The sequence below is a fragment of the Nocardioides fonticola genome, from assembly GCF_039536805.1.
Lineage (GTDB): Bacteria > Actinomycetota > Actinomycetes > Propionibacteriales > Nocardioidaceae > Nocardioides > Nocardioides fonticola.
Genome location: NZ_BAAAZH010000014.1, coordinates 111,197 through 124,377, shown reverse-complemented (window position 1 = coordinate 124,377; position 13,181 = coordinate 111,197). Strand labels below are relative to the sequence as shown.

At 71.1% G+C, this 13,181-nt stretch carries 13 protein-coding genes; 5 read left to right on the top strand and 8 right to left on the bottom strand.

Features of this window, described 5'->3' with window-relative positions; genetic code table 11:
- Nucleotides 1-4 precede the first annotated feature (4 nt).
- The 4 genes from metG to ABD671_RS11230 are packed head-to-tail and all read right to left on the bottom strand — an operon-like array spanning nt 5 to nt 4,727.
- Nucleotides 5-1,798, bottom strand: coding sequence for a methionine--tRNA ligase (metG, locus tag ABD671_RS11245; protein WP_344733456.1), 1,794 nt, complete (start codon nt 1,796-1,798; stop codon nt 5-7).
- 46 nt (nt 1,799-1,844) lie between these two features.
- Nucleotides 1,845-2,468 (bottom strand): maleylpyruvate isomerase family mycothiol-dependent enzyme, encoded by a 624-nt coding sequence (locus ABD671_RS11240; RefSeq protein ID WP_344733455.1) that lies wholly within the window; start codon nt 2,466-2,468, stop codon nt 1,845-1,847.
- Nucleotides 2,468-3,067, bottom strand: coding sequence for a mycothiol-dependent nitroreductase Rv2466c family protein (locus ABD671_RS11235; protein WP_344733454.1), 600 nt, complete (start codon nt 3,065-3,067; stop codon nt 2,468-2,470). Before ABD671_RS11235 ends, ABD671_RS11240 begins: the two co-directional genes overlap by 1 nt.
- A gap of 49 nt (nt 3,068-3,116) precedes the next feature.
- Entirely contained in the window at nt 3,117-4,727 is a 1,611-nt protein-coding gene (locus tag ABD671_RS11230) for a CHAP domain-containing protein (protein ID WP_344733453.1), read from the bottom strand.
- 214 nt (nt 4,728-4,941) lie between these two features.
- Between ABD671_RS11230 and pepN the strand changes: the two genes are divergently transcribed.
- Nucleotides 4,942-7,482, top strand: coding sequence for an aminopeptidase N (pepN, locus tag ABD671_RS11225; protein WP_344733452.1), 2,541 nt, complete (start codon nt 4,942-4,944; stop codon nt 7,480-7,482).
- A 92-nt stretch (nt 7,483-7,574) separates the two neighbouring features.
- Here pepN and ABD671_RS11220 read toward each other — a convergent pair whose 3' ends face one another.
- Both ABD671_RS11220 and ABD671_RS11215 read right to left on the bottom strand, forming a co-directional pair.
- Complete coding sequence (locus ABD671_RS11220; protein ID WP_344733451.1) at nt 7,575-7,961, bottom strand: DUF5130 family protein; 387 nt, start codon at nt 7,959-7,961, stop codon at nt 7,575-7,577.
- Complete coding sequence (locus ABD671_RS11215) at nt 7,948-8,316, bottom strand: hypothetical protein (RefSeq protein WP_344733449.1); 369 nt, start codon at nt 8,314-8,316, stop codon at nt 7,948-7,950. Before ABD671_RS11215 ends, ABD671_RS11220 begins: the two co-directional genes overlap by 14 nt.
- Before the next feature lie 134 nt (nt 8,317-8,450).
- On the opposite strand from ABD671_RS11215, the gene ABD671_RS11210 reads away from it, so the two are divergent.
- Nucleotides 8,451-9,404 (top strand): mechanosensitive ion channel family protein, encoded by a 954-nt coding sequence (locus ABD671_RS11210; RefSeq protein WP_344733448.1) that lies wholly within the window; start codon nt 8,451-8,453, stop codon nt 9,402-9,404.
- Between the two features lie 47 nt (nt 9,405-9,451).
- Here ABD671_RS11210 and ABD671_RS11205 read toward each other — a convergent pair whose 3' ends face one another.
- Nucleotides 9,452-9,880, bottom strand: coding sequence for an OsmC family peroxiredoxin (locus ABD671_RS11205; protein ID WP_344733447.1), 429 nt, complete (start codon nt 9,878-9,880; stop codon nt 9,452-9,454).
- A gap of 96 nt (nt 9,881-9,976) precedes the next feature.
- On the opposite strand from ABD671_RS11205, the gene ABD671_RS11200 reads away from it, so the two are divergent.
- Nucleotides 9,977-10,348 (top strand): globin, encoded by a 372-nt coding sequence (locus ABD671_RS11200; RefSeq protein WP_344733446.1) that lies wholly within the window; start codon nt 9,977-9,979, stop codon nt 10,346-10,348.
- Between the two features lie 19 nt (nt 10,349-10,367).
- Here the strand turns inward: ABD671_RS11200 and ABD671_RS11195 are convergent, their stop codons facing one another.
- Nucleotides 10,368-11,207: an acyl-CoA thioesterase gene (locus ABD671_RS11195; RefSeq protein ID WP_344733445.1), complete on the bottom strand. Its 840-nt coding sequence runs from the start codon at nt 11,205-11,207 to the stop codon at nt 10,368-10,370.
- A gap of 124 nt (nt 11,208-11,331) precedes the next feature.
- On the opposite strand from ABD671_RS11195, the gene ABD671_RS11190 reads away from it, so the two are divergent.
- Both ABD671_RS11190 and ABD671_RS11185 read left to right on the top strand, forming a co-directional pair.
- Complete coding sequence (locus tag ABD671_RS11190; protein WP_344733444.1) at nt 11,332-12,555, top strand: acetyl-CoA C-acetyltransferase; 1,224 nt, start codon at nt 11,332-11,334, stop codon at nt 12,553-12,555.
- Between the two features lie 114 nt (nt 12,556-12,669).
- The gene (locus ABD671_RS11185) at nt 12,670-13,158 is read left to right on the top strand and encodes a MarR family winged helix-turn-helix transcriptional regulator (protein WP_344733443.1); all 489 of its coding nucleotides are present in this window, start codon (nt 12,670-12,672) and stop codon (nt 13,156-13,158) included.
- The last annotated feature ends 23 nt before the right edge of the window (nt 13,159-13,181 follow it).

Sequence of the window (13,181 nt, the reverse complement as noted above, 5' to 3'; positions counted from 1 at the left end):
GCCCTCACAGGCCGAGGCGCTCGAGCTCCTCCTCGACGATGGCGGGGTCGAGCTTGGTGAAGACCGGGGTCGGCTTATGCACCGGCGTGCCGACCACGATCGGACGACGCTCCCAGCGCGGAGCGCCGGTGTAGTCGCCGGTGATGATCGGGTACCCGGCGCCGCCGTCGAGGTCGTCGGCCTCCTCGATGCGCGGCATCGGGGCGATCTGCCCCGAGCCGCCGAGGGCGAGGTCGACGGCGTTCGCCGAGAACGGCAGGAACGGCGCGAGCACGAGGTTGAGGTCGGCGACGCACTGGGCCGTCACGTGCAGGATCGTGCCGAGCCGCGAGCGGTCATCGGGCGCCTTGAGCTTCCACGGCTCGAGGTCGCTGACGTACTTGTTGACCTCGCCGACCGCACGCATCGCCTCGCCGATCGCCGCCTTCTGGCGGTGCCGCGCGATGAGGTCGCCGACGGTGGCGAAGGCGCCCTCGGCGGCTGCCAGCACGGCCCGGTCGGCGTCGGTGAGCTCGCCGGCGGCCGGGATCTCACCGAAGTTCTTGTGGATCAGGCTGGCCGTGCGATTCACCAGGTTGCCCCAGCCGGCGACGAGCTCGTCGTTGGTGCGGCGCACGAACTCCGACCAGGTGAAGTCGGAGTCCTGGGCCTCGGGGCCGGCCGCCGCGACGAAGTAGCGGAACGCGTCGGGCTGGTAGCGGCTGAGCAGGTCGCGCACGTAGATGACGACCTTCTTGGAGGAGGAGAACTTGCGGCCCTCCATCGTGAGGAACTCCGAGCTGACCACCTCGGTGGGCAGGTTCAGGACGCCGTACGGGCCCGCCTGGCCGCCCTTCGAGCCGCGGCCGTCGTAGGCGAGCAGCTCGGCGGGCCAGATCTGGCTGTGGAAGGTGATGTTGTCCTTGCCCATGAAGTAGTACGACCGGGCGTCCTCGGCGTTCCACCACTGGCGCCACGCGTCGGCGTCGCCGCTGCGCCGCGCCCACTCGATGGAGGCCGAGAGGTAGCCGATGACGGCGTCGAACCACACGTACAGCTTCTTGGTGGGGTTCTCCCGCCACCCGTCGAGCGGGACGGCGATGCCCCAGTCGATGTCGCGGGTCATGGCGCGCGGCCGGATGTCCTTGAGGATGTTCTGGCTGAACCGGATGACGTTGGGCCGCCACAGGCCGGTGGCCTCGCGCTCGTCGAGCCACTCCCCCAGCGCCTCGGCCAGCGCGGGCAGGTCGAGGAAGAAGTGCTGGGTCTCGATGAACTCCGGCACCTCGCCGTTGATGCGCGAACGGGGCTCGATGAGGTCGGCGGGGTCGAGCTGGTTGCCGCAGGTGTCGCACTGGTCGCCGCGCGCGCCCGGGGTCTTGCAGATCGGGCAGGTGCCCTCGATGTAGCGGTCGGGCAGGGTGCGGCCGGTGGACGGCGAGATCGCGCCGTACGTCGTCCGCTCGACGAAGTAGCCGTTGTCGTAGACGCCGCGGAACATCTCCTGCACCACCGCGTGGTGGTTGCGGGTCGTCGTCCGGGTGTAGAGGTCGTAGCTCAGCCCGAGCGAGCAGAGGTCCTCGGCGATGATCCGGTGGTTGCGGTCGGCGAGCTCCTGCGGGGAGAGCCCGGCCTCGTCGGCGGCGATGAGGATCGGGGTGCCGTGCTCGTCGGAGCCCGACACCATCAGCACGTCGTGACCCGCCATGCGCATGTACCGGCTGAACACGTCGGAGGGCACGCCGAAACCGGCGACGTGGCCGATATGGCGCGGGCCGTTGGCGTACGGCCAGGCGACGGCGGAGAGCACACGGGTCATGGGGCTGATCCTAGGAGTCGGCGGCCATCGGATTCTCCCGGGGCGGTCAGCCGGCCGGAGGCTCCCACGGGACGACGCGGCCGGCGTAGGCGGCGAGGTGGTCGTAGGCCGACGCTCCGGCGGGCGCCTGCCGCGCGTCGGCGAAGGCGCGGCCGGTGCGTTGCGGGCCGAGGATGCGGTCCATCGCGACGACCGCCCGCTCGGCGACCTGCTGGTCGAACCCGTCGGTCGGGATGCCCAGCGCGGTGGCGAGGTCCCAGGTGTGCACCGCGATCTCGGCGCTGTGCCAGTCGGGGTCGACCATCGGCGCCTCCGTGGTCTCGCGCCACAGGTTGATCAGCACGTTGCCGCGCCGCCGGAACTCCTCGCCGAAGTCCTCGGTGAGCACCTCGCGGCCCCAGCCGGGCGGCCGGCCCTGGAGCATCGTGATGAAGATGCGCGGCGCGGCGAGCAGGTGGTTGGCCAGCGCCGCGACGTCCCACTCCGCGCACGGGGTCGGGCGCGCCAGATCGTCGGGGCCGATGCGGTCGAGCACCTCGCTGGCCTGCGTGCAGGAGCGGATCAGGGCGAGGACGGCGAGCTTGTCGACGCCCGCCGCCTCGCCGTGCCCGTGCCCGTCGCCTCCGTGCCCGTGCCCGTGGTCGTACCCGTGGTCGTGCCCGTCGCCCATCAGCTGAAGTCGAGGGGCTGGTTGCGCGAGCGCTTGAGCTCGAAGAAGTACGGGTAGGCCGCGAGCGCCACCGCGCCGTCCCAGACCTTGCCGGCCTCCTCGCCCTTGGGGATCGAGGTCATGACGGGGCCGAAGAACGCGACGCCGTCGATGGCGATGGTCGGGGTGCCGACCTCGTCGCCGACCTGGTCCATGCCCTCGTGGTGGGAGGTGATGATCGCCTGGTCGTACTGGGTGTCGTCGAAGGCCTCGACCAGCTCGGCCGGGAGGTCGACGGCGGCGAGCGCCTCGGCCATGACGTCCTTGTCGCGCCCCTTGCCCTCGTTGTGGATGCGGGTGCCCATGGCGGTGTAGAGCTCGGCGAGCTTCTCCTGCCCGTACTGCTGCTGCACCGCCATCGCGATGCGCACCGGGCCCCAGGCGCCCTCGAGCATCTTGCGGTACTCCTCGGGGATGTCCTTGTCCTGGTTGAGGTAGCCCAGGCTCATGATGTGCCAGGTGACCTCGATGTCACGGACCTTCTCGACCTCGAGGATCCACCGCGAGGTGATCCAGGCGAAGGGGCACAGCGGGTCGAACCAGAAGTCAGCGCGCGTCATGACCGCATTCAACTACCCCGGGGGCGGGGTTGTTCCGCCGAGCGGGTGGTCAGCCGCGCTTCTTCGGCGGCTTCGGGACGACGACGGCCGTGGCGACGTGCCCGCCCTCGATGACCGACGTGCCCGCGTAGGCCACATGGAGGGTCCGCTTGCCCGGCGGCAGGTCGGTGATCACCAGGCGCACGCGGCCGTCGGTGAGCTCGCCCTCGACGAGATGGCTGCCGATCCAGGCCTGCACCTTGCCGGTGGCGGTGCGCACGCCCTCGGCGGTCACCCGCAGCACGACGACGACCTTGCCGCTCTCGGTCCCGCGGCTCGAGAGCGTCATCACCGGTGTCGTCGTCACCGGGCCGGGCGTGGTGAGCGGGACGCCGAGATCCTGGTAGCCGCGCCGCGACAGGTCGAGGGCGACGTCGACCTGGTGACCGACGTCGTCGGCGGTGAGGGTGTAGGACGACGCGGTGGCACCGGCGATGGGCTTGCCGTCGCGTGTCCACTGGTAGGCGACGTCGGCGTCGGCCGGGGTCGTCGTGCCGGGCTGCACGGTGAGCGTGCGGCCGACGCGGGTGGCGCCGCGCAGCGCGAAGGGGTCGCCGACGACGATCCGGCCGGGCTTGACCTTCGCGGTCGGCTCGGTGGTCAGATCGGAGGTGGTGTAGCCGGGGGCGCTGGCGGTCTGCTCGACGGTGATGCGCTGGTCGACGAGCTCGGGGGTGAGCTCGAGGCTGGTGCCGGTGGCGCCGTCGATGGGGCGTCCGTCGGCCAGCCACTGGACGGTCGTGGAGCTGGGCGTGGGGCTCCAGGAGGCCTCGCCGAGGGTCAGCACCTCGCCGACGCGCGGCGTCCCGGCGATGCTCGGCTGGGTGGCCACGGCGAGGGTGCCGGGACGCACGGCCGGACTGCGGGTCGACTTCGCGGTGCCGGGCTGGTAGCCGGTGCGCGTCGCCGTCACCTTCACCAGCAGGGCCTGGTCGACCAGCTCGGGGGTGACCTCCAGCGTGGTGGAGGTGGCGCCCGGGATCGGCTTGGTGCCGGCGTACCACTGGACGGCGTAGGTCGCGCCGGACTGGGCCCACCTGCCGGTGTCGGCGGTCAGCGTCTCCCCCACCACCGGGTCGCCCTCGATGCTCGGCCGGGTCACCGCGGCCAGGGGGCGGTCGTTGAAGTGGATGAAGCCCGCGGGCCAGCGGTCGCTGTCGGCGGTGATGCGGCGCCAGTGGAAGTCGCCGCCCCACATGTCCTCGGAGATGACGATCTCGGTCGCCGACACGACCTGCTCGACGATCGCGACGTGGCCGCTGGAGCCCGCTCCCGGGGTGTTGGCCCGCCACCAGGCGACCGCGCCGACCATCGGGGTGGTGTCGGTGATGTCCTTCATGGCCACGCCCCAGTTGGTGGCGTTGCCGCTGCCCGACCAGGGGCGCTCGTTCGCCAGACCGCTCTTCACCAACCGGTAGGCGACGTAGTTGGTGCAGTTGTGACCGGCGTACATGCGCCAGTACATGGTGTCGTTGTTGGCGGAGTAGCCGGAGTCGGAGTAACCGGCCTGCTTGCAGGCGGTGTACCCGGTGCACAGGAAGGTGCTGGTGCCCGCGGCGCGCCCGGCGGACGGGACGGCGACCAGGCCGACGGACGAGATCAGTCCGACGACGATCGTCAAGCCGACACGCCGAAGAAGGGTCACGATGGAGCAGTAAAGCGCAGGTCAAGCACCGACACGCCGGAGAGTCACAAATTTTCACACTTCTCCCTCCGGTACCTCGAGTGTCGTTGCGTCCCGTGCGTCCCACTCACCCACCCGGCTACCCAGCCAGCCCAGCCGGCCCACCCGGCCCGCGCGCGTGGGCGCTCGGCGCCGGTGGCAAGATCGCCGCATGCCTGGAACCAACCTGACCCGGGACGAGGCCGCCACCCGCGCCGCCCTCCTCGACGTCGTGTCGTACACCATCGACCTGGACCTCACGACGGGCGAGAAGACGTTCTCCTCGACCACCACCCTGTCCTTCACCTGTCGCGAGCCCGGAGCGAGCACCTTCGCCGACCTGGTCGATGCGACGGTGCACGAGATCACGCTCAACGGGCGCTCGATCGACCCGGCCACCGCCTACGTCGACAGCCGCATCGAGCTGAGCGACCTCGCCGCCGAGAACGTGCTCGTCGTCCGCGCCGACTGCGCCTACTCCCACACCGGCGAGGGCCTGCACCGCTTCGTCGACCCCGCCGACGACCGGGTCTACCTCTACACCCAGTTCGAGGTGCCCGACGCGCGTCGCGTCTTCACCACCTTCGAGCAGCCCGACCTCAAGTCCGTCTTCACCTTCAACGTCACCGCGCCGAGCCACTGGAAGGTCGTCTCCAACGCGGCCACGCCCGAGCCCACGCCGGTGCGCGACGGCGTCGCCGAGTGGCGGTTCCCGGCCACCGAGCGCATGTCGACCTACATCACCGCCCTCGTGGCCGGTGAGTACCACGAGGTCCAGCACGTGCACCACGGGAAGTTCGGCGACATCCCGCTGGGCCACTACTGCCGCCAGTCGCTCGTCGAGCAGCTCGACGTCGAGGAGCTGGTCAAGCTCACCGAGGCCGGCTTCGCCTTCTTCGAGGAGAAGTTCGACTTCCCCTACCCCTTCGGCAAGTACGACCAGCTCTACGTGCCGGAGTACAACATGGGCGCGATGGAGAACGCCGGGTGCGTGACCCTGCGCGACGAGTACCTCCCGCGCAGCCGGCAGCCGCGGTCGTTCTACGAGTTCCGCTGCTCGGTGATCCTGCACGAGATGGCCCACATGTGGTTCGGCGACCTCGTGACGATGAAGTGGTGGGACGACCTCTGGCTCAACGAGTCCTTCGCCGAGTGGGCCTGCTACTGGGCCGAGGCCGAGGTCACCGAGTTCGCCGACGCGTGGACCGGCTTCGCCAACGCCCGCAAGCAGACCGGCTACCGCGCCGACCAGCTGCCCTCGACCCACCCGATCGCGGCCGACAACCACGACCTGGCCGCCGTCGAGGTCAACTTCGACATGATCACCTACGCCAAGGGCGCCTCGGTGCTCAAGCAGCTCGTCGCGTGGGTCGGTCTCGAGCCGTTCCTCGCGGGTCTGCGCCAGTACTTCAAGGACCATGCCTTCGGGAACTCGGAGTTCTCCGACCTCCTCTCCGCGCTGGAGAAGGCCTCGGGCCGCGAGCTGGCCGGCTGGGCGCAGGAGTGGCTCCAGACCGCCGGCGTCAACACCCTGACCCCCGAGTTCGAGCTGGACGCCGACGGCGCCTACAGCCGCCTGGTGGTCAAGCAGACCGCGCACCCCGACTGGCCCACCCTGCGCCGGCACCGCATCGGCATCGGCCTCTACGACCTCGTCGAGGGCCGGCTCACCCGCCGCCAGTACGTGGAGGTCGACGTCGAGGGCGCCTCGACCGAGATCGCCGAGCTCGTCGGCGTCCGCCAGCCCGACCTGCTGCTGCTCAACGACAGCGACCACGCCTACGCCAAGATCCGCCTCGACGAGCGCTCGCTGGCCACCGCGGTCGCGCACCTCTCCGACCTCGAGGACTCCCTGGCCCGCGCCCTGATCTGGGGCGCCACGTGGGACATGACCCGCGACGCCGAGATGCGCGCCCGCGACTACGTGGCGCTGGTGCTGGCCAACATCGGGCGGGAGACCGACGCCTGGGGCGTCAGCCGGATCCCGGCCACGGCCGCGACGGCCGTCAACTCCTACTCCGACCCCGCGCACCGCGCCGAGCTGCGGGCGCAGTGGGAGTCGGGCCTGCGCGAGCTCGCCTGGGCAGCCGAGCCCGGCAGCGACCACCAGCTCACCTTCGTGCGCGCCTACGCCGGCGCCGCCCACAGCGAGCAGGCGCTCGCCGAGCTCGAGGGGCTCCTCGACGGCACCGTCGTCCTCGACGGCCTCGCGGTCGACCAGGACCTGCGCTGGGTGCTCATCACCTCCCTCGCCGCCGCCGGTCGCGGCGCCGAGCGGATCGAGACCGAGCTCGCCGCCGACCGCACGATCTCCGGGCAGGAGCACGCGGCGGCCGCGCGGGCGGCCCAGCCGACGGCCGAGGCCAAGGCGGAGGCCTGGGCGCAGGTGGTCGAGCGCACCGACACCCCCAACGAGACCTCCCGCTCGGTCGCGATCGCCTTCCCGCGGTTCGGCCAGGAGGAGGTGCTCGCGCCGTACCTCGAGAAGTACCTCGAGGCCGCGGAGACCATCTGGGAGGTGCAGGGCACACACAAGTCGCAGGTCGCGCTCATCGCGCTCTTCCCGCACCCGCTGGACTCCCCCGCCCTGGTCGAGCGGGTCGACGCCTGGCTGGAGACGACCTCGGCCGCGCCGGGCGCCGTCCGCCTGGTGCGCGAGGGCCGCGCGGACGCCGTCCGGGCCCTGGCGGCCCAGGCCTGCGACGCCGGCTGACGGCACGAGAACGCACGAGGCGCGCTCCCTGCGGGGAGCGCGCCTCGTGGTGCGTCAGGGCCCGAACGGCGATGCCGTCGGGGGTCGGGGTATCACTCCGCGGCGTGCAGGGTGCGCGGTGCGCGTCCGTGATCGGCCAGCATCTGGATGCCGCGCTTGAGGCCGCCGACCAGGTCGCCCTCGGAGAAGGCGGTCTGCATCGCCATCGCGCAGAGCTCGGACTCGCGGTCGGTCAGCGTGCGGCGCACGAAGCCGCCGGTGACGATCTCCAGCGCCCGGTGCTCGAGGTCGACCATGATCAGGATGCTGCGCGAAGGCGCGACGAGCGTGTTGTGCAGGCTGGTCGCGAAGTCGCGGGGGTCGCCCTCGGCGACGCCCACGAAGACCGAGAACTCCACGCGCGAGAGCTGCTCGGCCTGGCGGATCGTCTCGTCGAGGTCGAAACGCTCCGCGTCGGTGAAGACATCACCAGCGCGCACTTGCGCCCCCGGCCTGCGACTGCTCGCCGTCGGGGCCGGCGAGCTCGCCAGCGCTCTTGGCGGGGCCGCCGAGCCACTGGTTGTTGATCGTCGGCGAGCCCGGCTTCACGCTCTCACCGCGCAGCAGCGGCGGGAGGTAGGTCAGCGCGGCGATGATCAGCGCCAGGCCGGCGGGGATGATGAAGACGACGAGCAGGGCGTGCAGGGGGTCGACGCCCTTCGGGTCGGACCAGCCCTCCGGCACGTCGGCGGAGGCCGGCGCCGCCAGCGCGAGGGCCAGGACGGCGATCAGACCGGTCACGGTCGTCGCACGGCGGACGAGACGGCGGGCCGAGGTCAGCGCAGGGGTGGTCACGCGATCAGGATATCGGCTGCGGGGAGTGCTCCCGACCGCGGCCGAGCGGCATGGACGTGACGTCCGCCCCACGTGCCGGGACGCCCGGCGACGCCCAGGTGAAATGCCGCTGCCGATCTGTTTGGGTGGGGCGCATGCCAGAAGCGATCGGATGGACCTGGGACCGCGACGACGCCCTCGGGAAGGTGGTCAACGTCCTGGTCGACAAGCCGTTGTCCCTGCTCGGCCTTCTCGTGCTCGGGCTCGTTGTCCGCTGGGTGCTGCACCGGCTCCTCGACCGCCTCGTGCTGCAGGCCGAGGACGGCATGCTGCCCGACCAGTTCAACCGCCGCGTGAACCGCCATCTCACCCGCCACCTGCCGGGCGAGATCGCGCGCGACGCGACGGCGTCCACCCGGCGGGTGCAGCGCGCGAAGACGATCGGCGACCTCTTCAAGTCGATCGTCACCGGAGTGATCGTGGCGGTCGTCGGCACGATGATGCTCAGCGAGCTCGGCGTCGACATCGCGCCCATCATCGCCAGTGCCGGCATCATCGGCATCGCGCTCGGCTTCGGCGCCCAGTCGCTGGTCAAGGACTTCCTCTCCGGCATCTTCCTCATCCTCGAGGACCAGTTCGGCGTCGGCGACGTCGTCGACATCGGCGAGGCCAGCGGCACGGTCGAGGCGGTGAGCCTGCGCGTCACCCGACTGCGCGACATCAACGGCACCGTCTGGTACGTCCCCAACGGCGAGATCCTGCGCGTGGGCAACATGAGCCAGAACTGGTCGCGCGCCGTGATCGACGTCGGCGTCGGCTACCGCGAGGACCTCGCACGCGTCACGACGGTGCTGCGCGAGGTCGCCCACGACCTCTGGGAGGACGAGGAGTACCGCGGCGTCGTCATCGAGGAGCCGGAGGTCACCGGCGTGGAGAGCCTCGCCACGGACGCCGTCCACCTGCGGGTGCTCATCAAGACCGCGCCGATGGAGCAGTGGGCGGTGGCGCGCGAGATGCGCCAGCGGATCAAGGCCCGCTTCGACCACGAGGGCATCCAGATCCCCTACCCGCAGCCCTTCTACGCAGCCGACCCGGCCCGATCGAACTGATCGGGCCGGGTCGGCAGGCGGCTCAGCAGGCGGCTGAGGAAGCGGGCTCAGGAGGCGAGCGACGCCTTCAGCGTGATGGTGGTGCCGGCGAGCGCCTTCGAGACCGGGCAGCCCTCCTTGGCGGCCTGGGCGGCGGCCACGAAGTCGTCCTCGGAGATGCCCGGGACGACGCCGACGACGGTGATCTCGATGCCGGTGATGCCGGTGCCGGGGGTGAACTCGACCGCGGCGGAGGTCTTGAGCGAGGTCGGCGGGGTGCCTGCCTTGGCCAGGCCGTTGGAGAAGGCCATCGAGAAGCACGCCGAGTGGGCGGCCGCGATGAGCTCCTCGGGGCTGGTCTTGCCGCCGGGCTCCTCGGAGCGGGCCGGCCACGAGACGTCGTAGGTGCCGAGGCCCGAGGAGTCGAAGGTGACCTTGCCGGCGCCCTCGAACAGGCTGCCTTCCCAGTCGGTGGTCGCAACGCGGGTGACGGGCATGGATTCACTCCTGGATGTCGTGGTGGGGTCGTGCGTCGATGCGAGTCTGGCACGCCCCGCCGCGGGCCGGCGGAGTCGGTCGGCGAGAATGGACGGGTGACGTTCTACGACGAGATCGGCGGCCTGGCCACGATGCAGGGCATCGTGAAGCGGTTCTACGAGGGCGTGGCGTCCGACGAGGTCCTGCGGCCGATGTACCCCGAGGAGGACCTCGGGCCCGCCGAGGAGCGCCTGCTGCTCTTCCTCGTCCAGTACTGGGGCGGACCCTCCACCTACTCCGAACAGCGCGGTCACCCGCGGCTGCGCATGCGGCACGCGCCCTACCGCGTCGACGACGACGCCCGCGTGCGCTGGCTGACCCACATGCGCGCCGCGCTCGACGGCGCCGACCTCACCCCCGAGCAGGACGCCCAGTTCTGGGAGTACGTCACCCACGCCGCGCAGTTCATGGTCAACACGCTGGAGTGAGCCGGCCTCAGCACCGGCCTCACAGCTCGGCGGCGGCCTGCAGCACGATCTCGCGGATGTCCTCCGGCGGCGGCGTCGAGCGCTGGGTCTCGGGATCGAAGAACACCAGCACGACGCGGCCTCGGGCGGCGATCGAGCCGTCGCGGTCGAGGACGTCGGTGACGAGCACCATCGAGCTGCGTCCCACGTCGGTGACCCGGGTGTGGGCGTCGTAGGGCTCGGGGGCGATGGTCAGCTGCCGCTTGTACTCGATGTCGATGCTCGCCACGACCATCGCGACGCGGCCACGGCGTCCGGGAACCTCCCGGAAGAGGCGCGAGATCAGGGCGATCCGCGCCTCCTGGAGGTACTCCACGTAGCGGATGTTGTTGACGTGCCCGTAGCCGTCGATGTCGGAGAAGCGCACGTGCACCGCGTAGTGGTTCTCCGGACGGCGCGGCACCGGCACGCCCACGAAGGCGGGCATCGGGTCGGCGTCGGCGACCACGTAGGGCTGGAGCGAGGCCCGCTCCTCGGGGGTGAGGCGGCGGATGCGCTCCTCGCCGAAGACGTAGGGGGTCAGCACCGTGTGCGCGGTCGCGTAGACGACCGGACCGTCGGGCGTCTCGTCGAAGATCTCGTACCCGAGGGTGAAGGACGCCGCCCGGACGTCGGTCACGGTGACCGCGACCTTCACCGGGGAGTGGCGGAAGGTCAGCGGCGCGCGGAACTGCAACTCGCTGCGGGCGACCACCAGGCCGACGTCGGAGGTCGCGGCCAGCCCGATGTGACGACCGAAGTCGACGCGGGCCTCCTGGAGGTAGTCGAAGTAGGTCACGTTGTTGATGTGGGCGAGCTGATCCATGTCGGCCCACCGCATCGGACATTCGTAGACGTGACGCACGCCGCGATGGTCCCACGGCAAGAACACGTTCTGATCCCGGGGGCGCGCGGCTAGGGTGAGGCGTCCCATCCACATCCTTCACCAGGAGAGTCGGCACTCCATGCCCGAAGCAGTCATCGTCTCCGCCGCCCGCAGCGCGATCGGCCGTGCGAACAAGGGATCCCTCAAGGACTTCCGCCCCGACGACCTCACCGCCCTCATCGTCCAGGCGGCCCTCGACAAGATCCCCGCGCTGGACCCGCGCACGGTCGACGACCTGATCCTCGGCGTCGGTCTGCCCGGTGGCGAGTCCGGCAACAACATGGGCCGCAACGTGCCGGTCCTGCTCGGCTACGACGAGATCCCGGGCACCACCGTCACCCGGTACTGCGCCTCCTCGGTGCAGACCACGCGGATGGCCTTCCACGCGATCAAGGCCGGCGAGGGCGACGTCTACATCTCCGCCGGCGTCGAGACGGTCTCCCGCTTCGCCAAGGGCACCTCCGACCACTGGCCCGACACCCACAACCCGAAGTTCGACGAGGCGAAGGCCCGCACCAAGGCCACCGCGGAGGCCGGCAACGCGGCCGGCGCCTGGCACGACCCGCGCCAGGACGGCCTGCTGCCCGACGTCTACATCGCGATGGGCCAGACCGCCGAGAACGTCGCGACCTCGCGCGGCCTGAGCCGCCAGGAGCTCGACGAGTTCGCCGTCCGCTCCCAGAACCTCGCCGAGAAGGCGATCAACGACGGCTTCTGGGCCCGCGAGATCACCCCGGTCACCGCCCCCGACGGCACCGTCGTCACGGCGGACGACGGCCCGCGCGCCGGCGTCACCTACGAGGCCATCGCCGGCCTCAACCCGGTCTTCCGCCCCGACGGCGTCGTGACCGCGGGCAACTGCTGCCCGCTCAACGACGGCGCCGCGGCCGTGGTGATCATGTCCGACACCAAGGCCGCCGAGCTCGGCCTGACGCCGCTGGCCCGCATCGTGTCGACCGGCGTCTCCGGCCTCTCGCCCGAGATCATGGGCATGGGCCCCGTGGAGGCGTCCAAGCGGGCGCTGGCCAACGCCGGCATGAGCATCGGCGACATCGACCTGGTCGAGATCAACGAGGCCTTCGCCGCCCAGGTGGTGCCCTCCTACCAGGACCTCGGCATCGACATCGACCGCCTCAACGTCAACGGCGGCGCGATCGCGGTGGGTCACCCCTTCGGCATGACCGGTGCCCGCCTGCAGAACACGATGCTCAACTCGCTGAACTGGCACGACAAGACCACCGGCCTGATCACCATGTGCGTCGGCGGCGGCATGGGCATGGCGCTCATCCTCGAGCGGCTCTGACCCGCCCCGGCGGCCCCGGCGGCCGTCGGATCAGCCACCAGGTGCCCCGGACGTCGTCCGGGGCACCTGTGCATTCGGCGCCATCGCGCGGTGACGACTCCTAGACTCCGTCCGGTGAGTGCGGAGGAGATCGAAGGTCGCTGGCTCGACGAGGACCAGCAGCGGTCGTGGCGGGCCCTGCTGCTCGGCACCACCCTGCTCTTCGATCGTCTCGACGAGGACCTGCGGCGCAGCCACGACCTCTCGATGGTCGAGTACGAGGTGCTGGTGCGGCTCTCGGAGAAGCAGGGCCGGATGCGCATGGCGCAGTTGGCCGCGGCGCTCGCCCACAGCCGCAGCCGGGTCACCCACACGATCGCGCGCATGGAGAAGGCCGGACTCGTCGAGCGCTGCTCGGCCGCCGAGGACGGCCGCGGCATCGTGGCCGCCCTCACCGAGCGCGGCTGGCAGGTGCTGCGCGAGGTCGCGCCGGTGCATGTCAACGGTGTGCGCGACCACCTGGTCGACCTCGCCTCGGCCGAGGACTTCGCCGCGGTCGGCCGGGTCATGAACGCCGTCGCCGACCACCTCATCAGCGCCCATCCCGAGCGCGAGATGCGCTGACCCCCTCCAACGCCACGACGGGC

What these genes read in the sequence shown, in the direction of transcription:
- pepN (WP_344733452.1), top strand. Translation starts at nt 4,942, where the DNA reads ATGCCTGGAACCAACCTGACCCGGGACGAGGCCGCCACCCGCGCCGCC.
- ABD671_RS11240 (WP_344733455.1), bottom strand. Translation starts at nt 2,468, where the DNA reads ATGGGCGACGGGCACGACCACGGGTACGACCACGGGCACGGGCACGGA.
- ABD671_RS11205 (WP_344733447.1), bottom strand. Translation starts at nt 9,880, where the DNA reads ATGCCCGTCACCCGCGTTGCGACCACCGACTGGGAAGGCAGCCTGTTC.
- ABD671_RS11195 (WP_344733445.1), bottom strand. Translation starts at nt 11,207, where the DNA reads ATGCGGTGGGCCGACATGGATCAGCTCGCCCACATCAACAACGTGACC.
- ABD671_RS11235 (WP_344733454.1), bottom strand. Translation starts at nt 3,067, where the DNA reads ATGACGCGCGCTGACTTCTGGTTCGACCCGCTGTGCCCCTTCGCCTGG.
- ABD671_RS11190 (WP_344733444.1), top strand. Translation starts at nt 11,332, where the DNA reads ATGCCCGAAGCAGTCATCGTCTCCGCCGCCCGCAGCGCGATCGGCCGT.
- ABD671_RS11210 (WP_344733448.1), top strand. Translation starts at nt 8,451, where the DNA reads ATGCCAGAAGCGATCGGATGGACCTGGGACCGCGACGACGCCCTCGGG.
- metG (WP_344733456.1), bottom strand. Translation starts at nt 1,798, where the DNA reads ATGACCCGTGTGCTCTCCGCCGTCGCCTGGCCGTACGCCAACGGCCCG.